25 protein-coding genes are annotated in these 25,892 nt (G+C 70.6%); 12 read left to right on the top strand and 13 right to left on the bottom strand.

Annotated features, from left to right (window positions below; genetic code table 11):
• The first annotated feature begins 71 nt into the window (after positions 1 to 71).
• Positions 72 to 1,562, top strand: a complete 1,491-nt coding sequence (locus CCK91_RS11660) for an HNH endonuclease signature motif containing protein (protein WP_086474143.1) — start codon at positions 72 to 74, stop codon at positions 1,560 to 1,562.
• Between the two features lie 1,208 nt (positions 1,563 to 2,770).
• Here the strand turns inward: CCK91_RS11660 and CCK91_RS11665 are convergent.
• A complete protein-coding gene (locus tag CCK91_RS11665; protein ID WP_086474144.1) occupies positions 2,771 to 4,264 on the bottom strand; it encodes a mannitol dehydrogenase family protein in 1,494 nt (497 codons plus the stop codon).
• A 94-nt stretch (positions 4,265 to 4,358) separates the two neighbouring features.
• Positions 4,359 to 5,075, bottom strand: coding sequence for a nucleoside/nucleotide kinase family protein (locus CCK91_RS11670; RefSeq protein ID WP_086474145.1), 717 nt, complete (start codon positions 5,073 to 5,075; stop codon positions 4,359 to 4,361).
• 221 nt (positions 5,076 to 5,296) lie between these two features.
• Here CCK91_RS11670 and CCK91_RS11675 point away from each other — a divergent pair, with 221 nt between their 5' ends.
• Together CCK91_RS11675 and CCK91_RS11680 are read left to right on the top strand one after the other, a co-directional pair.
• On the top strand, positions 5,297 to 6,025 hold the full coding sequence (locus CCK91_RS11675) for an SDR family oxidoreductase (protein ID WP_064296395.1): 729 nt from the start codon (positions 5,297 to 5,299) through the stop codon (positions 6,023 to 6,025).
• 36 nt (positions 6,026 to 6,061) lie between these two features.
• Positions 6,062 to 7,045, top strand: a complete 984-nt coding sequence (locus CCK91_RS11680) for a LacI family DNA-binding transcriptional regulator (protein ID WP_086474146.1) — start codon at positions 6,062 to 6,064, stop codon at positions 7,043 to 7,045.
• Between the two features lie 155 nt (positions 7,046 to 7,200).
• Here CCK91_RS11680 and CCK91_RS11685 read toward each other — a convergent pair whose 3' ends face one another.
• Together CCK91_RS11685 and CCK91_RS11690 are read right to left on the bottom strand one after the other, a co-directional pair.
• A complete protein-coding gene (locus tag CCK91_RS11685; protein ID WP_086474147.1) occupies positions 7,201 to 8,142 on the bottom strand; it encodes a linear amide C-N hydrolase in 942 nt (313 codons plus the stop codon).
• Between the two features lie 39 nt (positions 8,143 to 8,181).
• Positions 8,182 to 8,733 carry a GIY-YIG nuclease family protein gene (locus tag CCK91_RS11690; protein WP_086474148.1) on the bottom strand — a complete coding sequence of 184 codons (552 nt, stop codon included), beginning with the start codon at positions 8,731 to 8,733 and terminating at the stop codon, positions 8,182 to 8,184.
• A gap of 480 nt (positions 8,734 to 9,213) precedes the next feature.
• Here CCK91_RS11690 and CCK91_RS11695 point away from each other — a divergent pair, with 480 nt between their 5' ends.
• A complete protein-coding gene (locus CCK91_RS11695; RefSeq protein WP_086474149.1) occupies positions 9,214 to 9,540 on the top strand; it encodes a GIY-YIG nuclease family protein in 327 nt (108 codons plus the stop codon).
• 587 nt (positions 9,541 to 10,127) lie between these two features.
• Here the strand turns inward: CCK91_RS11695 and CCK91_RS11700 are convergent.
• Both CCK91_RS11700 and CCK91_RS11705 read right to left on the bottom strand, forming a co-directional pair.
• Entirely contained in the window at positions 10,128 to 11,306 is a 1,179-nt protein-coding gene (locus CCK91_RS11700; protein WP_086474150.1) for a Gfo/Idh/MocA family protein, read from the bottom strand.
• Positions 11,303 to 12,145 (bottom strand): class I fructose-bisphosphate aldolase, encoded by an 843-nt coding sequence (locus CCK91_RS11705; protein WP_086474151.1) that lies wholly within the window; start codon positions 12,143 to 12,145, stop codon positions 11,303 to 11,305. The genes CCK91_RS11700 and CCK91_RS11705 overlap by 4 nt, the downstream gene beginning before the upstream one ends.
• A 124-nt stretch (positions 12,146 to 12,269) precedes the next feature.
• Between CCK91_RS11705 and CCK91_RS11710 the strand changes: the two genes are divergently transcribed.
• Together CCK91_RS11710 and CCK91_RS11715 are read left to right on the top strand one after the other, a co-directional pair.
• Positions 12,270 to 13,346, top strand: a complete 1,077-nt coding sequence (locus tag CCK91_RS11710) for a carbohydrate kinase family protein (protein ID WP_086474152.1) — start codon at positions 12,270 to 12,272, stop codon at positions 13,344 to 13,346.
• A 25-nt stretch (positions 13,347 to 13,371) separates the two neighbouring features.
• Positions 13,372 to 14,394: a LacI family DNA-binding transcriptional regulator gene (locus CCK91_RS11715; protein WP_086474153.1), complete on the top strand. Its 1,023-nt coding sequence runs from the start codon at positions 13,372 to 13,374 to the stop codon at positions 14,392 to 14,394.
• Between the two features lie 431 nt (positions 14,395 to 14,825).
• Here CCK91_RS11715 and CCK91_RS11720 read toward each other — a convergent pair whose 3' ends face one another.
• The 3 genes from CCK91_RS11720 to CCK91_RS11730 form a co-directional block, all read right to left on the bottom strand.
• Positions 14,826 to 16,598, bottom strand: a complete 1,773-nt coding sequence (locus tag CCK91_RS11720; RefSeq protein ID WP_086474154.1) for a glycoside hydrolase family 3 protein — start codon at positions 16,596 to 16,598, stop codon at positions 14,826 to 14,828.
• Between the two features lie 136 nt (positions 16,599 to 16,734).
• A complete protein-coding gene (locus CCK91_RS11725; protein ID WP_086474155.1) occupies positions 16,735 to 17,688 on the bottom strand; it encodes an alpha/beta hydrolase fold domain-containing protein in 954 nt (317 codons plus the stop codon).
• A 40-nt stretch (positions 17,689 to 17,728) separates the two neighbouring features.
• Positions 17,729 to 18,094: a MerR family transcriptional regulator gene (locus tag CCK91_RS11730; RefSeq protein WP_086474156.1), complete on the bottom strand. Its 366-nt coding sequence runs from the start codon at positions 18,092 to 18,094 to the stop codon at positions 17,729 to 17,731.
• 121 nt (positions 18,095 to 18,215) lie between these two features.
• Between CCK91_RS11730 and CCK91_RS11735 the strand changes: the two genes are divergently transcribed.
• Genes CCK91_RS11735 through CCK91_RS11755 form a run of 5 tightly spaced genes read left to right on the top strand, consistent with a single transcriptional unit; the run spans position 18,216 to position 23,383 of the window.
• Positions 18,216 to 19,412, top strand: a complete 1,197-nt coding sequence (locus CCK91_RS11735) for an MFS transporter (protein WP_086474157.1) — start codon at positions 18,216 to 18,218, stop codon at positions 19,410 to 19,412.
• Positions 19,413 to 19,462: 50 nt separating this feature from the next.
• A complete protein-coding gene (locus CCK91_RS11740; RefSeq protein ID WP_086474158.1) occupies positions 19,463 to 20,314 on the top strand; it encodes a siderophore-interacting protein in 852 nt (283 codons plus the stop codon).
• Between the two features lie 56 nt (positions 20,315 to 20,370).
• Positions 20,371 to 21,306, top strand: a complete 936-nt coding sequence (locus CCK91_RS11745; protein WP_086474159.1) for an ABC transporter substrate-binding protein — start codon at positions 20,371 to 20,373, stop codon at positions 21,304 to 21,306.
• A complete protein-coding gene (locus CCK91_RS11750) occupies positions 21,303 to 22,358 on the top strand; it encodes a FecCD family ABC transporter permease (protein WP_242664522.1) in 1,056 nt (351 codons plus the stop codon). Before CCK91_RS11745 ends, CCK91_RS11750 begins: the two co-directional genes overlap by 4 nt.
• Complete coding sequence (locus CCK91_RS11755; RefSeq protein ID WP_242664523.1) at positions 22,355 to 23,383, top strand: FecCD family ABC transporter permease; 1,029 nt, start codon at positions 22,355 to 22,357, stop codon at positions 23,381 to 23,383. Before CCK91_RS11750 ends, CCK91_RS11755 begins: the two co-directional genes overlap by 4 nt.
• Positions 23,384 to 23,402: 19 nt before the next feature.
• Here CCK91_RS11755 and CCK91_RS11760 read toward each other — a convergent pair whose 3' ends face one another.
• The 4 genes from CCK91_RS11760 to CCK91_RS11775 all read right to left on the bottom strand — a co-directional run bounded on the left by CCK91_RS11760 (position 23,403) and on the right by CCK91_RS11775 (position 25,115).
• Entirely contained in the window at positions 23,403 to 23,642 is a 240-nt protein-coding gene (locus tag CCK91_RS11760) for a helix-turn-helix domain-containing protein (RefSeq protein ID WP_079706965.1), read from the bottom strand.
• A complete protein-coding gene (locus CCK91_RS11765) occupies positions 23,642 to 24,292 on the bottom strand; it encodes a DUF2975 domain-containing protein (protein WP_133059983.1) in 651 nt (216 codons plus the stop codon). The genes CCK91_RS11760 and CCK91_RS11765 overlap by 1 nt, the downstream gene beginning before the upstream one ends.
• Before the next feature lie 100 nt (positions 24,293 to 24,392).
• Complete coding sequence (locus CCK91_RS11770) at positions 24,393 to 24,725, bottom strand: biopolymer transporter Tol (RefSeq protein WP_086474161.1); 333 nt, start codon at positions 24,723 to 24,725, stop codon at positions 24,393 to 24,395.
• Between the two features lie 81 nt (positions 24,726 to 24,806).
• Positions 24,807 to 25,115 (bottom strand): hypothetical protein, encoded by a 309-nt coding sequence (locus CCK91_RS11775; protein WP_064294727.1) that lies wholly within the window; start codon positions 25,113 to 25,115, stop codon positions 24,807 to 24,809.
• A gap of 282 nt (positions 25,116 to 25,397) precedes the next feature.
• Between CCK91_RS11775 and CCK91_RS11780 the strand changes: the two genes are divergently transcribed.
• Entirely contained in the window at positions 25,398 to 25,883 is a 486-nt protein-coding gene (locus CCK91_RS11780; RefSeq protein WP_064294726.1) for a pyridoxamine 5'-phosphate oxidase family protein, read from the top strand.
• The last annotated feature ends 9 nt before the right edge of the window (positions 25,884 to 25,892 follow it).

Genomic DNA, 25,892 nt, shown 5'->3' on the forward strand with positions numbered 1-25,892 from the left:
GGATAAATGCACAGATCAGAGGCCTATTCTGCGCGCGTTCGAATGTCAGTGGTCCGTGTTTGGATGGACCCATGACCAGCACCGCACCGAACCCGCTCGCCGCAGCCGCGGCCGGGTTCGATGCCGTGTGGAACGGTGCGCTCAGTGCGATCCGTGCCGGCTCGAGTGTCGCGGAGCAGCTCGAGAACATGAACGATGAGGCGATCCTCCGGGTCCTCGACGAACTCGGTGCCGTGCAGCACGCCGTCGAGGTGCTCGCCGCCCGGGTCACCGGGGCGATCGCGCTCCGCCCGTCGCCCACCGGCCGCGATGGGTCGCTCGTCCGCGCCGCCGGTTACGCCAACCCGGGCGTGATGGTGTCGGAGCGGTGGCGGGTCTCCCGCGCCCGCGGTTCGGCCATCGCCGAGGTCGGCGCCGCGATCACGCAACCACGCGGGCTCCTCGGCGAGCTGGAGAAGTGCCCCTTCCCGGACATCGCCGCCGCCCTCGAGGCGACACCAGCCGCCGACGATTCCTCCGTCTCTGCCGAAACGGACGGTGCCGGGCCCGCTCAGGCCGAGGCTGCTGGCACGGTGCCCGCCCCGCTCAGCGTCGACGGGGCGGCGGTCATCGTCCGCGAACTGCGCAACGCGGGCCGCATCTGCGCCACCGTCGAACTCCAGGCGGCGTCGGTCATCGCGGTCGAGCACGCCGCGAACGCGCCCTTGCAGGATGTCGTCCGGATCGCGAAGCTCGTCCGCACCCGCCTCGACCAGGACGGCCGGGAACCCCGCGACGAACTCCTCCGACGAGCCGAACGCGCGACCCTCCGAGAACTCCCCTCCGGCATGACGCTCCTCCGCGCCGAACTGGCCCCCGAAAGCGCCGCGTTCGTCCGCGCCGGCCTCGACGCCCTCATCGGCGCCGGACTGCGCCGACCGTCCTTCGTGGATGCCGACACCGCCGGCGATCAGCCCGACGGCTCCGGCACACCCATGCCAGACGGCCCATCGCTGATCCCCACCGACCGACGCCGCGCGATCGCGCTCACCGAGATCTTCCGCCACACCGCCGGCTGCAGTGGCGCCGCCACCGAGCTCGCACCCGTGTCCGTCGTCATCCGCGTCGACCACGACACCCTCGAAACCGGCCTCGGCGCAGCCACCATCGACGGCATCGAGGAACCCATCGGCGCAGGAGCCCTCCGCAGGCTCGCCGCGGACGCGAAACTCATCCCCATGGTCCTCGGCGGACCCTCCCAGGTCCTCGACCTCGGCGCCGGCGCCCGCCTGTTCTCCCGCGCCCAGAAAGTCGCCCTCGCCGAACGCGACGGCGGCTGCGCCTGGAGCGGCTGCACCCACCCACCATCCTTCACCGAAGCCCACCACCTCGATTGGTGGTCACGAGGCGGCCCCACCGACCTCGACAACGGCATCCTCCTCTGCCCCTTCCACCACCACCGCATCCACGACGACCACTGGAACATCGACGTCCGCGACGGCATCCCCTGGTTCATCCCACCAGGCACCATCGACCGCCACCGCACCCCCATCCGAGGCGGACGCATCCACCTCGCCGCCTAACGCATGGCACCCCTCTGCCTGCACACACCCTCCGACAAGCTCAGGGACCGAAACGGGAACCACCACGCCGAGCCAACCTCTCTGACCGGCGCTGCACTCGATACCCCGGCCACCCCGGTCCCTGAGCCTGTCGAAGGGCCCACGAGGAACCGCCCCACCTGCCCTTCGACAAGCTCAGGGACCGAAACCGGGACCCAGCACACCCAGACACGCTCAGGGAACGACGCTGTATTCGACAACCCAGCCATCCCGGTCCCTGAGCCTGTCGAAGGGCCTACGAACAACCGTTGAACCCGCCCTTCGACAAGCTCAGGGACCGAGACGGAAACCACCCTGCCTCGGACACGCCCAGCGAGCAACGCCCCACTCGACAACCCAGCCACCCGTTCCCCGAGCCTGTCGAAGGGCCCACGAGCGACCGCCCGCCCTTCGACAAGCTCAGGGACCGAGACGGAACACCATCGCGCATAGCCAACCTCAGCGACCGACGCCGACCTCGACAACCCGGCCACCCCGGTCCCTGAGCCTGTCGAAGGGCCCACGAGCAACCGCCCGCCCTTCGACAAGCTCAGGGACCGAAACGCGAACCACCCTGCCTCAGACACGCCCAGCGAGCAACGCCCCACTCGACAACCCAGCCACCCGTTCCCCGAGCCTGTCGAAGGGCCCACGAGCGACCGCCCGCCCTTCGACAAGCTCAGGGACCGACACGGAAACCACCCTGCCTCGAACACACTCAGCGACCGACGCCGTCTTCGACAACCCGGCCACCCCGGTCCCTGAGCCTGTCGAAGGGCCCACGAACAGCCGTTGAACCTGCCCTTCGACAAGCTCAGGGACCGAGACGGAACACCATCGCGCCTAGCCAACCTCTGCGACCGACGCCGTCTTCGACAACCAGGCCATCCCGGTCCCTGAGCCTGTCGAAGGGCCCACGAGCGACCGCCCGCCCTTCGACAAGCTCAGGGACCGAGACGCGAACCACCCTGCCTCGGACACGCTCAGCGGCCGACGCCGTCCTCGACAACCCGGCCACCCCGGTCCCTGAGCCTGTCGAAGGGCACACGAACAACCGCCACACCTGCCCTTCGACAAGCTCAGGGACCGAGACGGGAACCACCATGCCTCGACGGCGGGAACGGGTCAGCGACCGAGCGCCCCCTCAACCGGTCGAAGGGCCGACGAGGCACCGTCCGTCCGCCGCAGGCTCAGCCTGCGGCGACGACCTCTTCCACCGCCACCCGCGCACCGACGGCAGCCAGCCGTGCGCGCGCCGCGATGAACGCCTCACGGAGCCGCGCATCCTGGCCGAGGTCGCCGAACACGACCTCCAGGTCGAGGAACGCTCCGGGGCGCTCCGCCTCCTGCGCGACGGCCGCCTGCAACTCGGCCAACCGCCGGTCGACCGGCGCAAGCTCGCGCCCATCGTCACCGACACCCTCGATGAACCGACTCCACGCCGCGAGCACGAGCGCCGAACGCGCGATCCCGCCCCTGGTCCGCAACTGCTCACGGACGACCGGGAGCAGGAACTTCGGGATGCGCTCCGAACCGTCGACGATCTGCCGCGCCAAGGTGTCCTTGATCGCCTCGCTGCCGAACCGGCGCATCAGCTCCGCACAGTACGCGTCGATGTCGATCCCCGGCACCGGCGCCAGCGTCGGCCTCGCCTCCTCGTGCATGTACCCGAGGAGGAACCGGGAGAACAGCTCGTCGCGACAGACGTCGTGCACGTACGTCTCCCCCGCCAGCAACCCGAGGTAGCTCATCGCCTGGTGGGAGGCGTTCAACAACCGGAGCTTCATCAGCTCGTAGGGCTCGACGTCCTCCACGAGCTGCACGCCCACCTGCTCGTACGGCGGACGGCCGTCCGAGAAGTCGTCCTCGAGCACCCACTGCTCGAACGATTCCGAGAGCACCGGCCAGCGGTCGTCGATCCCGAACCGCTCGGAGACGAACGCACGCTGCTCGTCCGTCGTCGCCGGCGTGATGCGGTCCACCATCGAGTTCGGGAACCGCACCTCGGCACCGATCCAGGCGGCGAGCGCCGGGTCGATGCGCTCGGCGAAGTCGAGGATCGCCGTCCGGGCGACGTGCCCGTTGCCCTGGATGTTGTCGCAGGACATGACCGTGAAGGGGACCGCACCGGCGTCGCGTCGGGCACGGAGGGCCGCCGTGATGAACCCGAGCGGGCTCTGCGGCAGCGCCCCCGCCGGCAGACCGTCGAGGTCCGCGAGCGTCGCACCGTCGCTCGGCTCGAACGCGCCGGTCGCGTCGTTCACCCCGTACCCGCCCTCGGTGATCGTGAGCGACACGATCCGCGTCGACGGGTCGCTCACCCGCGCGAGGACCGCTTCCGGGCCGTCGGGAGCGAACAGGTACTCGACGATCGACCCGACGACGCGCGCCTCGACCTCGCCGTCCGGACTCGTCGTCACGAGCGTGTAGAGCCTGTCCTGAGCGCCGAGCGCGTCCCGCATGGCGGCGTCACCGGCCAGTGTGCCGACGCCGACGAGCCCCCAGGACGCGTGTTCGTCGCCGGGGAGCCCGAGCACGCGGTCGACGAACATCGCTCCGTGCGCCCGATGGAAGGCGCCGACCCCGAAGTGGACGATGCCGGGTCGGATGGTCGAGCGATCGTAGGCGGGGACGGCCACCCGCTCGTCGAGAGCGGTGAGGGTGGCGTCGGAGAGCTGGGTCATGTGGTGCCTTCTCGTCGGTGAGCGGGTTCCGGGTGGTGCAGGTCGAGGGTGGTGCGGTTGCTGGGTGCTGCGGGTCGAGAGCGGTGAGGGTGGGTCAGGCGCCGTGGGTGGACTCGGTCTCCACCGGCGTCGACGCGTCGAGCGTGACGATGCGGGTGGCGCGTTGCTTGGTCGCGTCGACGAGGCGGGCGTTCGGCTCGTCGACGCCGAGCACCCAGGCTTCGGCCTCGTCGCGCGGGTGGCCGTGACCGAGGCGTCGGGCGATGAGTCGGTCGCGGCGGACCTCGTCGTCCACGTCGACGTACCAGGACTCGTCGAGATGCGCGGCGACACCCTGCCAGCCGTGGTCGTCGAACAGGAGGTAGTTGCCCTCCGTGATCACGAGCGGCACCTCGGGGCGGACGAGGACGGCACTGCCGATCGACGCCTCGAGCGAGCGGTCGAACCGGGGTGCGTAGATCGATGTGCCCGGTGACTCGGCGGTGCGTCCGGCACGGGCGAGGCGGGAGAGCAGCGCGATGTAGCCATCGACGTCGAAGGTGTCGGGCGCGCCCTTGCGGTCGCGTCGCCCGAGGCGGACGAGCTCGGGGTTGTCGAGGTGGAAGCCGTCCATCCCGACGATGACGGCCTGGTCGCCGAGTGCTGCGGCCAGCGCATCGCTGACGGTCGACTTGCCCGCACCTGGCGCGCCGACGATCCCGAGTATCCGGCGGGACCCGGTGGACGCGAGCGAACGTGCGTGGTCGATGAGGCCGTCGAGGTCGACGAAGCCATCGAGGCCGGTCCCGGCGGTGGTCGTCGTGCCGCTCATCGTGATGCCTGACCTCTCCTCAGAGCCGACCGGTCGTGGTCGCGCCGTCGCCCGACTCACGGTAGGTCCAGGGGATGCAAGTGTCAACACCGAATGTCACCGGTGTCATGATCCGCTCGCGAAATCCATGTCACGGGTGACATGGCCGCTGTTCCGTGGTTATGATGCTCCCGACCCGGTGCACCGACGCACGGGCCTCATCACGTCGATCGGACCACCTCATGACTGACTTCAACGGCCGCACCATCCTCGTCACGGGAGCGAGCGGCGGCATCGGCGGCGCGACCGTCCGCCACCTCGTCGCAGCGGGCGCGCAGGTGATCGCCTCCGGTCGCAACGTCGAGCACCTCGACGCCATCGCCGCCGAGACGGGTGCCGAACCGCTGCCCTTCGACCTCACCTCGGAGGACAGCATCCGCGACGCGATCGAGGGACGCGACATCTGGGGCGTCGTGAACTCCGGCGGTTGGGGCGGCGAGATCGCTTCCCCACAGGAGACCGACATCGACGTGTTCGACAAGGTCATCAGCATCAACGCACGTGGGTCGCTGCTCGTCACCAAGTACGCGTCCCGCGAGATGATCCGCCAGGAACGCGGCGGCGCGATCGTGAACGTCTCCAGCCAGGCGAGCCTCGTCGCCCTCTCCGGCCACATCTCCTACGGATCCTCGAAGGCTGCGCTCGACAACATCACGCGGGTCTCCGCCCTGGAACTCGGCAAGTACGGCATCCGGGTCAACGCCGTCAACCCGACCGTCGTGATGACGCCGATGTCCGCCTGGTACTGGGGTCGGCCCGACATCGAAGGCCCCTTCCTCGAGGCGATGCCGCTCGGCAAGTGGGCCACCGAGGACGACATCGCCGGCCCGATCACCTTCCTGCTGAGCGACGCCGCCGGCATGATCTCAGGCGTCTCGCTGCCGATCGACGGCGGCTACACCGCGCGCTGACCCGATCCGGCAGGACCGAACGGGAGGGACCCGAGCATGGCCACGATGCGCCAGATCGCCGCAGCCGCCGGTGTGAGCGCGAAGACGGTCTCGCGGGTCTTCAACGACGACCCGCACGTCCTCCCGGCGACCCGAGAACGGGTCGAGTCGATCATGCGGGAGCTCGACTACGTGCCGAACTCCCTGGCGACGGCGTTCCGCTCGGGCCGCCCGTCGGTCATCGGGGTCGCCGTCCCCGACATCGTCGACCCGTTCTTCGCCGAGATCGCCCGTGCGGTGGAGCGGACGGCGCGCGATCACGACATGTCGACGCTCGTCACGAGCCTCGGCGACGACCCGGACCGCGAGCGCGCGGTCCTCGAGCCGATGCTCCGGCGTCAGCTAGCCGGAGTGGTGCTCGCGCCGATCGGCGACGACCAGAGCTCCCTGGCCGCGTGGGCGTCGCGGACGCCGTTCGTGTTCGTCGACCGCGCGCCGGGTGGCCTCGCCGCCGACGCGTTCACGCAGGACGACTTCGGTGGGGCGTTCGCGGCGACGACCCACCTCGTCGAGCATGGCCACCGCCGGATCGCCTTCGTCGGCGACCAGCTGGCCCTGCCGACGACCGCCGAGCGGCTGCGCGGGTACCGGGCGGCACTCGCCGAAGCCGGGCTGCCCGCCGACGAGGAACTCATCGCCCTCGGCGCGGCGACCCGCGAGGGGGCGGCGCGTGCGCTGGCGGCGGTCGGCTCTCAGGCGACGGCCCTCTTCTCGTCGAACGCCGTCTGCACGATGGCGTTGCTGCCCGCACTCGCCGAGCAACCGCTCCCACTGGTCGCGTTCGGAGACTTCCCCTTGGCCGAGCTCCTGCGGCCGTCGGTCTCCGTGATCACGCAGGACCCGGAGGCCCTCGGCCGACTCGCTGCGGAACGGATCATCGACCGCCTCGACCGCCCCGACGCGCGATACCGCCGGAGCACGGTCCTCCCGGTGCACCTCGTCGAGCGCGACTCATGCCGGGTATCGCCCGCGGTGCGCTGAGTCGCCGGCTCCGAGCCGCCCCGGCCGAGCCGTCAAGTCCCCGGCCTAGCCGCCAAGTCCCCGGCCCCTGAACCATCTCGGTCCCTGAGCCTGTCGAAGGGCGCCACGCGAACGCCCCGAACACTCGACCGGCTCGGGAAACGAAACCGGCCGGCCTAGTAGCTCAACGTCGCCGGCGCGAGCTCCGCCGTCTGGTCGCCGACGCGGCTCGGGTCGCGCGGGTCGAGGCGACGGACCTCGCCGACGTCCGCGAGTTCGTCGAGCTCGATCCAGAAGATGTTCGGACTCCGTGTCGAGCCGAAGTAGTACACCCGGTTCGTGAGGTCCGCCCCGGCCCGCCACCACGTCGGGTACACGTCGCCCGTCGAATACGGCGCGCCATACGGCACCGACACGTTCGCGATGAGCTGGAACACACCAGCCACCGCCTCAACGGTGTCGGCCGGCTCCGGCAGGTAGTGGAGGAAGTAGGACGCGCGGACGAACCGGTCGACCGAGGTGATGTCCCCGGGAGGCGGGAGCTCGCCACCGAACGGGCGGTAGCGGTCGCGGTTGGCGATCTGCTCGTCGAGGCTCGGCGAATTGGCCATGACGGTGAACTCGCGACCGTGGTGGACGACGAGCCGGCCGTCGATCGGCTCGATGATCGCGGAGTCACCCGAGGCGTCCTCGAGCGCGATGTGGATCCCCATCTGGAGGCCGCGGAACATCGGGGACGTGATGCGGACGGTGTCGATGTCGGCGATCGCTTCGGCGACCGACCCATAGGTGTCGAGGAGGTACTGCACCCACAGCGCGTTCGAGACCGTCGGACGGCCGTCGGGCTCGGCGAACGTCACGTCCTCCGGGTCGAGGTAGAGCGCGTGCGCCCCGAGACCCGCCGTGTTCAGGCCGTCGACGGTCCCCATCCCCCACATGCTCGTGACGACACTGCCGTACCGGGAGGTCCACCGGTGTGAAGTGGCGTCGCCCGTGCCACCTCGGTCGGTACCGCTCGGGACGAACCACAGCTCGGGTTCGTCGCTCTCCGACCAGTCCATGCAGCGGCTGACCGTCTTGGCGACCGCGTTGTCGTTCCAGAAGATTCGAGTGCACACGCGCTGAGCGTACTCCGAGCGCGGTGCTCGCCGGAGGGGCTATCGCCCACGCAGTGCCGCGGCCTCGCTGAGCCAGCGGCTGTAGCAGTCCCAGGGGTCGACGTCGCGGGCGACCGAGGCGATGTGGGCGAGCAGTCGAGGCGACCCCGTGAACCATTCGGAGCGTTCGAGGCGCTCGCGGGCGAACTGTTCGTGACGCGCACGCTCGACGTGCCGGTCGCCGCGTTCGAGGGCGAGCAGTTCGTCGTGCCAGATCGCGGCGAACCGCTGGCGAGGGTTCGTCGTGGTGCCGATCTTGACGCGGTCGCCGTGACGGAGGTAGTAGACGACGTCGATCCGTGGCCGGGCGAGGTCGTCGTCGGGCACGTCCCCCTGCTGCCACTCGCACGCGGCGCACAACCAAGCGGACGGGTAGTGACGGCCGAGCCGCGAGCCACACATGATGCACGGCGACGGCAGGGCGTCGACCACACCCCAACGGCGCTCCGCCCAGTCGGCGGCGAGGGCCAGGTGATCCTCGCAGAGCGCGACGGGCGCGTCGACCGGTGTCGCGGCGTCACACCCGGGTTGTACGCATCGTCTGTGGGGCATCTCCCGAGTGTCCCCCACCCCGCCGACACCGGCCTCCAACCCCGGTCCCTGAGCCTGTCGAAGGGCGCACGGCAAAACCCCGCCCCTTCGACAAGCTCAGGGACCGAACGATTGGCCTGGCAAGGACCGACCGGTTGGTCGAACAAACGGCCGACTCCGACCCCGGTCCCTGAGCTTGTCGAAGGGCACACGGCAAAACCTCGCCCTTCGACAAGCTCAGGGACCGATCGGTTGGGCTGGCAGGGACCGGCCGAGTGAGCAGACAGCGACCGGCCGTTCGGAAACGACCGACTCCGACCCGGTCCCTGAGCCTGTCGAAGGGCGCACGAACAGACCTCGCCCCTCGACAAGCTCAGGGACCGATCGGGCGAAGCGGCAGGGTCGAGCGACGGTCCTCCACAACTCCCCCGTGATCCGAGAGCGTCCACCGTCGGACGTCAGCGCAGACCGACAGGATCGAGGTCCTGCGAGGCTTCCCGGATGCCCCACGTCTACATCCTCAAATGCGCCGACGGATCCTTCTACACCGGCAGCACCATCGACCTCGCTCGACGAATCGCCGAGCACATGGACGGCCTCGGAGCGACCTACACCCGCGAGCGGCTGCCCGTCACACTCGTCTGGTCGGCCGAGTACGACCGCGTGGACGACGCATTCTTCATCGAGAAACGTCTTCAGGGGTGGAGCCGGGCGAAGAAGCAGGCCGTGATCGACGGGCGGTTCGACGACCTCCCGCGTCTCAGCTGCTCGCGGATCACCGCCCGGCGCGATCCAGAACCCGGAACGGACCCGGTGGCCGGTCCCTGAGCCTGTCGAAGGGCACACGAACAGACCCCACCCTTCGACAAGCTCAGGGACCGAACGGTTGGGCTGGCAGGGACCGAACGGGTGCGGCGGCAAGGACCGAACGGGTGGGCCGGCAAGGACCGAACGGGTGGGCCGGCAAGGACCGAACGGTTGGGCTGGCAAGGACCGGCCGAGTGAGCGGACAGGGACTGACCGTTCAGAAACGATCAACTCCAACCCCGGTCCCTGAGCCTGTCGAAGGGCACACGGCAAGACCCCACCCTTCGACAAGCTCAGGGACCGATCGGTTGAGCTGGCAGGGACCGGCCGAGTGAGCAGACAAGGACCGGCCGTTCAGAAACGACCGACTCCAACCCGGTCCCTGAGCCTGTCGAAGGGCACACGGCAAGACCCCGCCCTTCGACAAGCTCAGGGACCGATTGGTTGGGCTGTCAGGGACCGCCCTTCGACAGGCCCAGGGGCCCGAGAGGCGAGCGAACAGGGACCGGACAGGTGTGCGGACCGGGAACGCCCTTCGACAAGCTCAGGGCCGGCCCGCGCGCTCCCGGCTGGGAGACGATCGGGTGGCCTCCCAGCCGATGCGCACGTCACAGCGCGATCGCGCGACCCTCCTCGTGGGAGCGGATCGCCGCTCGGTAGATGTCGTGGGTGAGTGCTGCCTCCTCAGGACGTGCGGCCCCGAAGCGGTCGCCGAGCGAACCGTGCCGCTCGGCGAGGAACACGGCCCACATCTGCAGGATCGTGTCGGAGAACCCGGACTCGAAGTTCGGCCCGGTCACCGTCGGCCACACCGACTGGCTGCCCGCGTCGAGCTGCTGCCACACCTGCTCCCGACCGCCACCCGGGATGTCCCGCATCGCGAACACCTCGACGAGCTTCGGGTTCTTCGTACTGAACCGGACCCCGCCGTCGAGACCGATCGCCTCGAACTCCCACGTGTTCTTCTGCCCGGGATCGATGCGCTTCGTCTCCGTCGTCAGCGGGAAGCGGACACCGTCGTGGGTCGCCCAGCTGTGCAGCACGGCGTTGTCCCAGGTGTCGCACGGCACGAGCGAACCATCGGGGCCGGGACGCTCGGTGACGATGTTCTGCAGCACCCCGTACACGCTCTCGGGTGCCCAGCCGAGCCGCAACGGCACGTGCCAGGTGTGCATCCCGAGGTCGTTCATCACGCCGGCCTCACCGCAAAACTGCGTCTGGCGCTTCCAGTTGATCTGCTTGCCCCGATCGATGTCGCTCGAGTGCAGGAAACTGTTGCGCGCCTCGACGATCGTGCCGAGCGCTCCGGATCGCACGTAGTCGATCGCCAGCTGCGCACCCGGGAAGAACGGCATCTCACTCGAACACCGGACGAAACTCTCCGGGTGCTCGGCCATCGCCGCGAGGACGGACTGCGCGGCCGCCGCGTCGATCCCGAACGGCTTCTCCGCCAGGAGACCCTTCCCAGCGCGGATGACGTCGGTGTAGATCTGCTCGTGGAGGTCGTGACGCACGGCCACGTAGACGACGTCCACCGACGGGTCGGCGAGCAGCTCGTGGTAATCCGTGGTCTTCGTGACGACCGTGTCGATCTCGTCGAACCAGTCGAGCGCCGCCGGGTTGATGTCGCAGACGGCGGTCAGTCGCGGTCGCACCGGGTGGTCGATGAGTGCCGGCCAGCGTTGGATGGCCGCGGCGATCTCGCGCCCCATGAGTCCGCCGCCGATGATCGCGACGTTGACGCGCTCCGCCGTCGCCCGGTCGGCCGTCACCTGGTCGGCGCTCATGCGCGAGCCGCCTCGAGGATCGCGAGGCCGGCATCGGCGTCGGCGCCGTCGTGCAGCACCGCCATGAGTGCCGCGGTGATGGCGGCCGGGTGCTCGTGCTGGATGATGTTGCGGCCGTAGACGATGCCGCTGACCCCGGCGTCGAGGACGGCGACCGTGCGCTCCAGCAGGGTCCGGTCGTCGACGCGACCGCCACCACGGACGAGGACGGGGATGTCTCCGGCGACCTGCACGACGCGCGCGTACTCGGTGATGTCGCTACTCGGGTCGGCCTTGATGAGGTCGGCGCCGAGTTCGACCGCCTGGCGCACGAGGGTGACGATCTTCTCGATGTCGCCGTCGACCTGGTACCCGCCGGCCGTCATGTTGTCCTGCATGACGAGCGGTTCGATCATGAGCGGCATCCCGTACCGGGTCGCTTCGCGGCGCAGGGCCATGATCGAGCGGATGTTCGCCTCGCGGACCTCGGGGTGGTCGGGGATCTGCATGAGGTTGACGCACACGGCGACGGCGTCGAGCCGGACGGCCTCCTCGATCGCGTGGGGGACGTGGTGGCTGTAGAGGATCGAGTCGAGCGGGTTGCCGTAGACGTTCGCGACGTCCGTGCGCAGGACGAGCGCCGGCTTGTCCTTGCCGGGGACCTGCTGCAGGAGACGGGCCTGGCCGAGGGTCAGCTGGACGGCGTCCGGGCCCGCGGCGACGAGGGTGCGGACGACCTCGCCCATGTCCTCGATACCGGTGATGAACGAACGCTCGCCGAAGAACCCGTGGTCGACGGCGACGTCGAGCGCGCGACCGGATCGGGCGTTGAAGAGACGATTGAGGCGGTACAGCGACATTGCGGCGGCTCCTGATCGTGACGGGGAGGGTTTCCGAATCGTCCCTCGGTGTGTCACAGTAGTGGCCTGAGACAACGTTGTCTAGCTTGCGTCGGGTCACCCCGGGGCGAAGAACGGAGGGTCCATGGGCGAGATCGTCGTCGCCGGTCACATCTGCGTCGACCTGTCGCCAGGGCTGAGCGCGAGCGCACGCATCGATCCGGGCGCCCTCATCGACACCGGCCCGCTCCGCATCTCCCTCGGCGGCTGCGTCGCGAACACCGGCCTGGCCCTCGCCGACCTCGGGAGCACGGTCCGCCTCCACGCGACCGTCGGCGACGACGAGCTCGGCGCGATCGTCGCGTCGCGCATCGCCGCGCACGAGCGGCTGCACCCGGCGCTCGAGGTCACCGACCGGGCCGCGACCTCCTACAGCGTCGTCGTCGAGCCCGCCGGCCTCGACCGCACCTTCTGGCACCATACGGGCGCGAACGAGGTGTTCACCGGCGAACACCTGGCCGTCGGCGACGCCGACCTCGTCCACCTCGGCTATCCCCCGCTGCTCCCCGGGATCGTCGCCGACGACGCGGCGCCCCTCGCGAAACTGCTCGAACGGATCCACCGACACGGTGCCACCACCTCGATGGACCTCGCCGTCGTCGACCCCACGAGCGCCGTCGGCGGACTCGACTGGGAGGCGATCCTCCGGCGCACCCTGCCGCTGACCGACATCGTGAGTCCGAGCGTCGACGACCTGCGTTCGGCGCTCGGCACGCTCCGCCTGCCGGCCGGAACCAGCGCATCGCCCCTGGCCCAAGCGGCGGCCTTCGCCGACCTGCTGCTCGCATGGGGTGCCGGAGTCGTGGCGATCTCGGCCGGCGAGGACGGTCTGCTCCTCCGGGCCGCCGGTGTCGACCGCCTGCGTTCGGGCGGACGGATGCTCGCACCGCTCGCCGAGGCCTGGGCCGACGTCGACCTCGTCGCGCCGCCCGTCCCCGCACCCGCGTTCGTGTCGACCAACGGCGCCGGGGACGCGTCGACCGCCGGCCTGCTCTTCGCGATGTCACACGGTGCCGCACCGGCGGAAGCGGCCGAACTCGCGGGCGCGAGTGCCGCAGCGACGATCGCGGGACGCCGTCCGACGGCGGCCGAGATCACCCGACTGCGACCCGGACTCAGCGGTCGCTTCGCGGTCGCGGGGGCGGGCGAGCCGGTCGAGTGATCCCCCATACGCCAGGATGGTGAGCATGCGCAGCTCCCGACCCCCGACCATGAACGATGTCGCCGCGGCAGCCGGGGTCGGGCTGAAGACGGTGTCGCGGTACGTGAACGGCGCGACGAACATCAACCAGGAGCTGTCGGAACGGATCGGCGCGGCGATCGAGGCCCTCGGCTACCGACACAACCTGGCGGCCGCGAGCATCCGGCCCGGCCGGTCGAGCAAGGTCGTCGGGCTGATCATCAGCGACCTGGCGAACCCCTATTACTCGGTGTTGGCACGCTCGGTGGAGCGCGTGTGCACGGAACACGGCTACCTGCTGATGTCCGCGAGCTCCGAGGAGGACGCCGGCCGGCACCGCCTCCTCGTCGACCGGCTGGTCGCACAACGCGTGGACGGCCTCGTCGTCGTGCCACCACGGCAGGCGACCACGTCCTGGGCCACGAGCACGATCGTGCACGTCCCGATGGTGCTCGTCGACCGACCGACCGGGCCGCTCGAGTCGGTCGAGGTGCACACGGTGCTCGCCGACAACGCGGGCGGGGCGACCCGGGCGACCGCGGCCATGCTCGCCGCGGGTGCACGTCGGGTCGCGTTCCTCGGCGACTCACTCGAGCTGTACACGATGCGCGAGCGACTGGCCGGCTACCACCGGGCGCTCGCCGAGGCCGATCTCGGCGGCGCGACGGGGACGGGTCCGATCGAGCCGATCGTCTCCGACGGCGCACACTCCGTCGAGGACGCTGCGGCGGTCGTGGCGGGGTTCCTGGCGTCGGGTGAGGTCGACGCGGTGTTCGCAGCGAACAACCGGGCCGCGATCGGGGCCATGCAGGCGTTCGCGACGGCCGGGCGACGGCTGCCGCTCGTGGGGTTCGACGACTTCGAGGCGGCACCGCTCGTGTCCCCGGCGGTGTCGGTGGTGGCGCAGAACGTCGCGCTCATGGGCCGGGTCGCGGCGGAGACCCTCCTCGGACTCATCGCAGGCGAGGCGGGCCCGCCCGTGACCCACACGCTGGACGTGCGTCTGGAGCTGCGCGGTTCCGAGCGCTGACGCCCTTCGACAAGCTCAGGGACCGGAAGAAGTGCACCGGGACCGGAAGAAATGCTCCGGGGCCGGAGGGGCATTCACGGACCGGGGGAAGCCACCCCCGAGTACGAAGAAACCGCACACGGAGAACCGCTCCCTGAGCCTGTCGAAGGGCACACGAGAAGACGCCGCCCTTCGACAAGCTCAGGGACCGGAAGAAGTGCACCGGGACCGGAAGAAATGCTCCGGGGCCGGAGGGGCATTCACGGACCGGGGGAAGCCACCCCCGAGTACGAAGAAACCGCACACGGAGAACCGCTCCCTGAGCCTGTCGAAGGGCACACGAGAAGACGCCGCCCTTCGACAAGCTCAGGGACCGGAAGGGGGGGGGCTCAGGGACCGGGAGAGGTGCACCCGGACGCCCTTCGACAAGCTCAGGGACCGGGGACGGGGGCTCAGGGACCGGCGGGGTACGTGAGGCCGTGGCCGAAGCGGAAGATCGGGTCCTCGGTGTCGTAGGGGACGTCGGACCGACTCGCCTCGACGGCCGCCATCGAGCGGGGCAGGTCGAACGGCAGCCGGCCCTCGGGCAGCGCCCGGCCGAAGACGACGTCGAGGAACGCCGCGTCACTGCCGCCGAAGCTCGCGACGAGCGCCGCGACCGCATCCGCCACCCCGGTGAGGATCGCCGGTCGGTCGAGGTGCATGTCGAGCACGGTCGGCAACGTCAGCGCGAGCGTCTGCAACCGCTCGACCTCGTCGGCCGGGATGTCGAGCGATCCGGCGTGGAACATGGCTTCGAAGCCGCCGGGCCGCGGTTCGTACGGCGTCTGCATGCGCACGAGGGCGACGTCCGCCGAAGCCGGGTCCGCGACGATCTCGCCGTACGCGCCCGCGAGCTCGGGATCGACGCCCTCCAGGTACAACCGGGGACGCGGCGAGCGCACCGGCAGGGTCTCCTCCACGTTCGTCAGGACGGTGAACGCGCGGCGCTGTGCGGCCTCGCCGGCGGCGACGAAGTCCGCGCGGCCGACGATCCCACTCGCGGCGCCCGCGTCGACGTACGGCTGCTCGAAGAGCCCGAGCACGAACTTCTCGCGCAGCAGTCGGCGCACCGAAGCGTCGATGCGATCCTCGGTGACACGTCCCTGCTCGACGAGTTCGACGACGAGCTCGGGTCGGGCCTCGCCGCCGAACTGGTCGCAGCCGGCCTGCAGGATGCGCTCGACCCGGGACAGCTCGTCGAGGTGTTCCAGGCCCCAGGCCCGCGCGGGCATGTCCTGTCCCATGATCGACGTGTCGGTGACGAGTCCCCAGTCGGTGCAGACGATGCCTGCGAACCCGAGCTCCTCGCGGAGGAGCCCCGTGATGATCCCGTGGTTGAAGGCGAACGCGACCTCCTCGTGCTCGGTCCCGACGGGCATCCCGTAGTACGGCATCATCTGCGCGGCTCCGGCGGCGATCGCGGCGCGGAACGGGATGAGGTGGTAGTCGAAGTTGTCGCCGGGGTACACCTGTTCGCGTCCGTAGGCGAAGTGCGGGTCCTCCCCGTCGAGCTGGGGCCCACCACCCGGGAAGTGCTTCGTCATCGTGGAGACCGATTGCGGCCCGAGTTCGGCGCCCTGGAACCCTCGGATGTAGCCGGCGACGAGTTCGGCACTGAGCTCGGCGTCCTCGCCGAAGGTGCCGCCGATGCGCGACCAGCGCGGTTCAGTCGCGAGGTCGACTTGCGGGTGCAGCGCCAGCCGGATCCCGACCGCGAGGTACTCCTGCCGCGCGGTGTCGGCGAACGCCTCGACGAGGTCGGCCGATCCGATCGCCGCGAGGCCGAGCGTCTCGGGCCACTGCGAGAACGCGCCGGCACGGGCCGCCGTCCCCACGTTGTCGGTGAAGTGGTTGCGCGGGTCGGTCGACAGCGTGACCGGGATGCCGAGTCGCGTGCGCGACGCGCGCTCCTGCAGGGCGTTGGTCCACTCGGCGAGGGCCGTCGTGTCGGGCGCGGTGCCGAGGACGTTGAAGTGGGACATGAGCTGCTCGCCGATCATGTGCTCGCCGCTCGCGAGTCCCATGTGCGGGTTCGCCTCGTCGATGGGGCCAGGGGCGATCATCGTCTGGAAGAGCATGCCGGCCTTCTCGGCGACGGTCATCCGTCCGAGGAGGTCCTCCACCCGGTCCTCCACCGGCAGGCTCGCGTCGCGGTAGGGCAGCGCCGATTCGTGCTCGCTCATGGGTGGTCCGTTTCTCGTCAGTGAGTGGGGCGGCGTCGGGATCACCCGGGCTCAGGCGAGCCGGAAGCGAAAACCGAACTCCGTTCGGGAACGGAGTGTGACTCCAGTATGCCCGCTGACGAGGATCACGCAAGACTCAGCCGGCGTGGTTCCCCATGGCGCGTAGCCCGTCGGCCAGCCAGTCCAGCGACGGGGAGACGCCTGGCGCGACCGGATGGCGATTGAGATGGCCGTGGAGGACGCCCGGCTCGAGCCGACTGCGGACGGGTGCACCGGCGGCCTCCGACGCCGCGATGAGCAGCTCCCCCGACGGCCGGAGGTCGTCGAACTCCGAGAGCAGGACCGACAGCGGCGGGCGGTCCGGGGTCACGGGGACGATTCCCGGCAGGGCGAGCTCGGGCACGTCCTCCAATCGACCGACGTAGTTCTCGACCATCCAGTCGATCGACTCGGTCGGGAACCGCATGAAGTCTGGGAGGACCGCCATCTCGGCCAGGACGTCCGCGGGCAGGGCTGGCACGGCGGCGTGCAGGAACGGGTAGGCCAGCAGCACGGCGTCCGCGCGACGATCGCTGCGGAGCGACGCGGCGAGCGCGAGGGCCGCTCCGGCGCTGGCTCCACCGATGGCCGTCCGTGCACCGGGAACGGCCGACCGCTCGTCGTCGAGCTGCTCCCAGACCGCGAGCACGTCGTCGAGCGGCACCGGGTATCGCGTGGTGCCCTCTGCCAGGCGGTAGTCGACGGAGACGACCTCGGCGCCCGCCCGCGCCGCCAGTTCGGCGCTCACGACGTGCGCCTCCGGCCAGTCGAGCGTCCCCGCCGCGAAGCCGCCGCCGTGCACCCAGAGGAGGGCGACACCACCGGGGTCTGCCGGGACGTAGCGCCGGATCGGGACCGTACCGTGCGGACCGTCGACGGCCTCGTCGGTGATCACCACGTCGCTCGACGGACTCCACGGCCCGTCGTCGCCGTAGTCTGCGAGTCGTTCCTGGAACGCCTCGTCGAGCGTCCCGCCGGCGGCGGAACGATCGGTGTTCGAGAACCCGTCGAAGAGGCTCAGGCGGTCGCGGTAGTACGGATCGAGTGACATGCGCCGAGCCTACCCAGCCGACTCAGTCGACCCAGCCGACTCAGACCACGATGCCGCCGACGCGGTGGAGGTAGACGTCGATGGCGTCCCGGCTCTCCTGGATGCAGCCGAGCTTCGCGTCCAGCCGCTCACGGTGCTCGAGCAACCGCTCCAGCACCTCCGCCGAGGGCGTCACCTGGTAGATCGTGTCGTCGTCCTCGAAGCAGGGCAGGACCTGGAGGATGAGTGCGGTCGGCATGCCGACGGCGATCAGCTCGCGGATGCGCTGCACCTTCGCGACGAGGTGGTCCCCGTACTCGCGGTACCCGTTCGGGCAGCGGGTCGGGCGCAGCAACCCCTGTTGCTCGTAATACCGGAGCAGCCGCGGCGTGCTCCCGGTGGCCGCCGCCAGTTCGCCGATGCGCATGCAAGACCCCTTCGACCGAGTTGTGTCCTCTTGGAGCAGCCGTCGGTGCCGGGAGGATATTCCCGGGACATCCTCGTCGACTTGACCCTGCCACCAGTGGCAGGCCGGGAGACTCACCGACATGACCACCGACAGCGTGCGCACGACACGATCCACGACCCCTCCTGCCACCCGAACCCGCTCTCCCCTCCCGACCGCGCTGCTCCTCGCCGCCGTCGGTTTCGTGACACTTCTCACCGAGGTGCTCCCGGCCGGGGTCCTCCCTGCGATGGCCGCCGGCCTGGGCGTCTCGGAGTCGATCGCGGGCCAGAGCGTCGCCGTCTTCGCACTCGGTTGCATCGTCGCCGCGATCCCGCTCAGCCGTGCGCTCGCGAAGCTCGACCGCCGGACGGTCGTGCTGCTCGCCCTGGTCGTCTCGGCGCTCGCGAACGCCGGCACGGCCGTCGCGCCCGACCTGCTCACGCATCTCGCGACCCGGTTCGTCGCGGGTCTCGTGGCCGGCGTCGTCTGGGCGATGCTCCCGGGGTACACGCGCGGGTTCACCGCCCCGGAGCGGTTCGGTTCCACCCTCGGCATCGTGCTGTCCGGTGCCACGCTCGGCTTCGCGCTCGGCGTCCCGGCCGGCGCGGTCCTCGGTGAGGAGTTCGGTTGGCGCGCGGTGTTCGGGATCGTCGCCGCCACCACCGCGCTCCTCGGCGTCCTCGCGGTCGTCGTCGCTCCTCGCGTGGCAGGCAGCGCCCCCGGGCGTTCGACGCGCATGGGTGCGGCGCTCCGCAGCCCCGCGGTCGTCACGATCCTCGTCGCCCTCGCCGTCTGCATCATCGGCCAGAACATCGCGTACACCTACCTCGCACCGGTCCTGTCCTCCCGCGGGACGCCCGTGCCGCTCGGGTTGCTCCTCGCCACCTTCGGTGTGGCGTCGGTCGTCGGGACGCTCGGCGCCGGACGGCTGGCGAACCTGCGCCTCGGGACGACCATCCTCGCGGCCGCCCTCCTCGGGACCGTCGGCCTCGCCGTCGTGGCCTGGGATCCCCCGGTCGTCGTCCTCCTCCTCGCCGCGGCAGGCTGGGGGCTCGCCTTCGGCGCCTACTCCGTGCTCTTCCAGGTCGCGATCGCCCGGGTCGCCGGGAACGCTGCGGACGCGGCCCAGTCGGCGCTCGTCACGGTGTGGAACTGCTCGATCGCCACCGGCGGGGCGGTCGGCGGGATCGTCCTCGGCACCTGGGGCCCGGCCCTGCTCCTCCCGGCAGCGGCCGCGCTGACCGTCGTCGCCATCCCCCTCTGCGCCGTGATCGCACGCGCCGTCCGCCGCGGGTGAACGACGGAGGACCCGGCACGCCGCAGCCGGGTCCTCCTAGACTCGATGCGATGCCCGTCCCGTTCCTGCACTCGCCGAACATCCTGTTCGACACCGTCGTGGACCGCACGGAACGACTGTCGCCCGGCTTCGTCCGCCTCACCCTGGCCGGTGCCTCGCTCGCCGACTTCGCCCCGTACGAGCGGGACCAGCGGATCAAGATCCTGCTGCCGGGAGAGGACGGCGCCTACCCGGACGAACTCCACGACGGTCTGCCGGAGCACGCGTGGCGGCGGGCCTGGCGCGCACTCCCACCCGCGGACCGCCCGGTGATGCGCAGCTACACCGCCCACCGCGTCAGGCCGGCGCAGCAGGAGGTCGACCTCGACGTGTTCGTCCATGAACCGGCCGGCCCGGCCAGTCGATGGGCACTCGGGGCGCGGGTGGGCGACCGGTTGCTCGTCTCAGGGCCGGACGTCCGTCGCGGCGACCCGACACACGGTGTCCAGTGGGCACCCGGTACCGCGACGACCGTCCTCATCGCCGCGGACGAGACGGCCTTCCCCGCCGTCCACGGGATCCTGCGTTCCCTCGACGACGACGTCCGCGCCCACGTCCTCCTCGAGCTCGGCGACCCCGCCGACACCGCCTTGCTCGAGCCCCTGCTCGAGCGTCACACGGTCGACGTCCATGAACGGGCCGGGCAGGCGGGCGGTGACGCGCTCGTCGCCGGCGTCGAACAGTGGCTCCGCACCCACGGCTCGTCGGCGGCGACACTGGGCACCGGCTTCGCCGCCTGGCTGGTGACCGAGAGCACCCGGATCCCCCTCCTGCGCGCTGCGACGACCGACCACGGGATCGACCCGGAGCGCGTCCACGGGCAGGGCTACTGGAACGCCCGGCCCAGAGCCACACCCGAGTGAAGGTTATGCTTGCCTTACTCGGTCGCGTCCGCCGCGACCCGTTCGAAAGGTGATCCGTGCCCCTCCTCCTCGCCGATCGTCGACGTCTCGTCGCCGTCGCCGCCCTCTCCATCGCCGCCCTCGGCCTCGCCGCCTGCAGCAGCTCGAGCGCCTCGACCCCCTCGGACACCGCGACGAGCGCGACCCACGTCATGGAGCACGCCCACGGCGAGACCACCATCCCCGACGCACCCAAGCGGGTCGTCGTCCTCGAACCGGTGCAGCTCGACACGACCGTCGCGCTCGGCATCACCCCGGTGGGCGCAGCGGTGCTGAACGAGACCGCCGGCGTCCCCGCCTACCTCGGCGAGCAGGCCGCCGACATCCCCACCGTCGGGACCGTGGCGGAGCCGAACGTGCAGCTGATCGCCGCCGCGAAGCCCGACCTCATCATCGGCACCGAGTCGCGGCACTCCGCCCTGTACGACCAGTTGTCCGAGATCGCGCCGACCGTGTTCATGGCGACGCAGACCGACCCCTGGCGCGACAACGTGCAGTTCGTCGCCGAGGCACTCGGTGACCCGGACGGCGCGGACGAACTCCTCGACGCCTACGACGCGCGCTGCGCGGAGATCGCGAAGGAGCACGACACCGCCAGCAAGACGGCACAGCTGATCCGCCCGCGCGACGGTGTCCTGACGCTCTACGGCCCGACCTCCTTCGCCGGCAGCACCCTCGAGTGCGCCGGGTTCACGACGCCCGAACACGCCTGGGAGGACATCTCCCTCGACCTCTCCCCTGAGCGCGTACTCGAGGCGAAGGCCGACCAGGTCTTCGTGACGAGCGTCGATCCCGATGACACCTCGACGCTGCCGGCCTCCCTCACTGCGAACACGGACGCCTTCCCCGAGCTGCACCTCGTCGACCAGTCGTTCTGGATCACCGGTGTCGGCCCCCTCGGCGGTATGGCCGTCCTCGACGACCTCGACCGGCTGCTCTCCGACGGGTCGTGACGAACCCGACCGCGATCCTGACCGCCCGCGACACCTCGGTGGGACGGCGGGCGCCGCAGCGACACCGCCTGCTCGTCGTGCTGCTCGCGGGCGTCGCGGTGCTCGCGGTCGCCGTCCTCCTGTCCCTGTTCGTCGGCGCGAACCCGATCTCGCCGGATGACGTCCGTGCGGCGCTCCTCGGCGCGGGCTCGGACGAGGCGGACTTCGTCGTGTGGGACCAGCGAGTGCCGCGCACGGTCGCAGCGCTGGCCGTCGGTGCGGCCCTGGGTGTCGCGGGTGCGCTCATGCAGGCGTTCACCCGGAACCCGCTCGCCGACCCGGGCATCCTCGGGGTCAACGCCGGGGCAGGCTTCGCGGTCGCCATCGGCCTGGCGTTCCTCGGCGTCCGGGCGCCGGGCGACATCGCCTGGCTCGCCTGCGGTGGGGCGCTCGTCGTCACCCTCGTCGTGTACGCGATCGGTTCCGGCGGGCGTGAGCAGTCCTCCACCGCCCGCCTCACGGTCACGGGTGTCGCCTTCGGCGCCGTACTCGCCGGGCTGACGACGGGGATCGCGATCACGCACCCCGACGCGTTCGACCGGATGCGCGGCTGGAATGCCGGCAGCCTGCTCGAACGCGACCTCGGTGTCGTCGTGCCGGTCCTCCCCTTCCTCGTCGTGGGGCTCGTCCTGGCCGCGGCGAGCGCGCGGAGCCTCAATGCGATCGCCCTCGGTCCGGACGTCGCCAGAGCACAGGGCGTCAGCGTCACGCGCAGTCGCATCCTGGTGCTCGCCGCGGTGACGCTGCTCGCCGGCGGCGCCACGGCGATCGCCGGGCCGATCGCCTTCGTCGGCCTCGTCGTGCCCCATCTCGTGCGCTGGTCGATCGGCAGTGATCAGCGCCGCATCCTCGGGGGTTCGGTCCTCGTCGGCTGCGTCCTCGTGCTGTGCTCCGACGTCGTCGGACGGATCGCGGTGCTCCCGGGCGAGATGCCCGTCGGGCTCGTGACCGCGTTCGTCGGGGCGCCCGTCCTCATCGCGCTCGCCCGACGCAGAACGGCCTCGGGCCTGTGAGCACGACACGGGAACGGGAGACCGCACATCCGATCACCGGGCGCCGACCGGCACGGCGGACGCTCCTCGTCTGCGCCGCCGCACTCCTGGCGATCGTCGTCGCGGCGATCGCCGGTCTCGCGCTCGGCGACTACCCGCTGACCACCGACGAGGTGGTCGGCGTCCTCACCGGACGCGTCGACGGCCTGGCCCGCACCGTCGTGCTGGACTGGCGCCTGCCTCGGGTCCTCGCGGCGATCGGCTTCGGCGCAGCGCTCGGTGTCTCGGGAGCGATCTTCCAGACCCTCACCCGGAATCCGCTCGCGAGCCCCGACATCATCGGCCTCGCGAACGGCTCGTTCACCGGGATGCTCGTCGCGCTGCTCCTCCTCGGTGGCAGCTGGCCGGCGTTGATGGCCGGGTCGCTGATCGGCGGTCTGGCGGCCGCGGTCGCGATCTTCCTGTTGGCCCTCCGCCAGGGCTTGTCGGGCTTCCGCTTCATCGTCGTGGGCATCGGCGTCTCGGCCATGCTGGCGGCGTTCAACAGCTGGCTCCTGCTCCGGGCCGACCTCGACGTCGCGCTCTTCGCGGCGGCCTGGGGCGCGGGGACGCTCAACACCGCGACCGCTACCGTCGTCTGGCCGGCACTCGCGTGCCTCGTGGCGCTCTTCGCGGTCCTGCCGTTGGCCGCCCGTCCGCTCCGCCAGCTGGAACTCGGTGACGACGTGGCCGCTGCGACCGGGGTGCGCCTCACCCGTGAACGCGCCATCCTCATCGGCCTCGCGGTCGCGCTGGTGAGCGCGGTGACCGCCGTCGCTGGCCCGATCGCGTTCATCGCCCTGGCCGCGCCGCAGATCGCACGCCGACTGACCCGCTCGCCGGGCATCCCGCTGGTCGCGACGGGGCTCGTCGGCGGCGTCCTGCTCCTCGCGTCCGACCTCGTGGCCCAGCATCTGATCCCGCTGACGGTGCCGGTCGGCGTCGTCACGGTGGTCGTCGGCGGGCTGTACCTCACGCAATTGCTGCTCCGCGAACGGCGGCGCTGAGGGGTCGGGACCGCACGGCTCAGCGGGCGTCGTCGAGCTCCAGCAGTTCGCCGACCGTGCAGTCGAGCACCCGGCAGATCGCCGTCAGCGTCGAGAACCGGATCGCCTTCGCACGGTCGTTCTTCAGCACCGACAGGTTCACCACGCTCACCCCGACGAGCTCGCTGAGTCGGGCGAGGGTGAGACCGCGGTCGGCGAGCAACCGGTCGAGGTTGCAGTGCACGCCGGTCGCGACGTCCTCCTCGGGCGCCGGCACCATCAGACGAGTCCCTCGGTGTCGGCGCGCAGGCGCTCACCGGCGCGGAAGGCGATCGCGAGGCCGCCGACCGCCATGGCGACGAAGAACGGGATCCAGGTGAGCGGATAGGGGGTTCCTTCGACGGCGCCGTCGGTCGCGGCCGCGAGCGCGCCGTTCGACGCCATCGTGCCGAACCAGGTGTCCGCGATCCACCCGCAGAGGATGGCGATGGAGGCGATCGAGAGCAGCCGTGCGTTCCCGGGTGCGAAGGCATCGCCACGCAGCAGGCGGCGGAAGAAGCGGAACGCGCAGACGATGACCACGAGGTTCGCGATCGCCGGCAGGATCGCGGCGAGCAGCACACACACGAAGGTCACCACCGGGAGGTCGGCCACGACGACCGAGCCCTGGTCGATCGTGAAGGAGCCGGCTCCTGCCGCACCCGGAAGGACTGCATCGACGGCGTCGAAGAAGACGGGCACCCGGGTCCCGTCGGTGCCGAAGACGTCGAGCAGCCGGAGGACGAGCGTGACGACGACAGCCCCTGCCGCGACGACGGCGGCACCGAGCACGGATACGAGGTCGTTGCGGGTGGAGCGCTCGGTCTTCGCAGCCTGCCAGGCCGCGTGGTCGAAGCCGGACGGCGTCGGGCGATCGGTGGACTCGGTCATGATCATCACATCCATATCGATTGTCGTTGGTATCGATAAACGATATGCCGAGATCGATCAGAACGCAAGAGCGGGCGGCAAGCACGTCCGCCCAGCCGGATCATCCGGGCGGTGACTCGTCGAGCGCGTCGAGCTCTCGCAGCGCCGCCTCGGCACGCTGGAGTCGATCAGCCTCCGGCTCCTCCCACCACTTCGGGCCGCGTTCACCGAGCCCGTGCTTGGCGAGGCCGACGCGACGGCGGGCAGCAGCGACCGCATCGTCGTCACCCGCCCGCTTCGCGACGCCGACGCCGGAACGCCCGCGGCCGAGGTGGGACTGCAGGGACGCGACGAGCTCCGACGGCAGACTCGGGTCCGTCCGGCGCCAGCGCCTGCCGTTCACGACGAACCAGTGGTCGTCCTCCACCGGCCCGTCGTCCGATCGCGGCGTCACGGGTGCTTCCTGGAGACGACGCAGGGCCCGGCCCACCGCGCATGCGGACGAGACCGGACCCTGGAGGTCATGACGACGCGATCAGCCGTTCTTGACGGCGTCGAGCACGCCCGCCCAACCGAAGGCGGAGATGGCGTCGGCGAAGGTCGAGTCGCCGCGCCCCTCGCCGATCTGCTTGCCCGAGGCGTCGCGGACGACGACCGTGTGGTCCTTCTCGGCCTCGGTGCCGTTACCCTCCTCGATGAAGTCGATGTGGATCTCGCTGTCGCCGAGGGTGCCGGTGACCGTGGTCGTGGCGTCCTGCTCGGTGGTCTTCGTCGTGAGGAACGGACCGCCTCCAAGTGCCGCGAGCGCCTCGTTGATCTGGTTCGTGAGCGATGAGGTGTTCATGTGTCTCTCCCTACGGTGGTGAAGAGTCCAGGGTAGTGAGCGGACCCGGGAACGACGGGAGCATGGCGCTCGCGCACGAGATGTGCGATAGGGCGACCCGAGACGTCGCCTGGAGACGGCGATCGGACACGACGGCCGGAGTCGCCGCAGGAGCAGAAGATCCGCCTCGCGTCAACGGTCGGCACCATCCAGGTGCTGTCGGAGCCGCGAGTCGTAGGCTGCGAGCCACGCAGACCGGCACCCCGACACCGACGGGCCGGTCGACGAGACGAAGGAGACCCCATGGCCGGAGACACCGACCCCTATACGACCCTCAACAAGCTGCTCGCGGACTTCCGCTTCGCGATGCTCACCACGGTGGACCTCGACGGCAAGCTCGTCGCCCACCCGCTCACCGTCCAGGAGCGCGAGTTCGATGGCGACCTGTGGTTCATCGTCGGCAAGGACGCCTCCGCCGTCCAGCAGCTCGACGTCAACCCGAACGCCGGCGTCACGCTGAGCTCGGACAGCTCATGGGTGTCGCTCGCCGGCACCGCCGAGCTCGTCGAGGACCACGCCAAGCTGGAAGAGCTCTGGAACAGCGTCGTCGAGGCCTGGTTCCCGGACGGCCCCTCCGACCCGCGCGTCGGTCTGCTGAAGTTCTCGGCCGACAGCGCCGAGTACTGGGACAGCCCCGGCGGCAAGATCGCGACCGCCGTCGCGTTCGTGAAGTCGAAGGTCACCGGCGAGACCTACGACGGCGGCGACAACGCGAAGCTCGACCTGTAACGAACGATC

The organism is Plantibacter elymi (nom. nud.) (assembly GCF_900177795.1).
GTDB lineage: Bacteria > Actinomycetota > Actinomycetes > Actinomycetales > Microbacteriaceae > Plantibacter > Plantibacter elymi.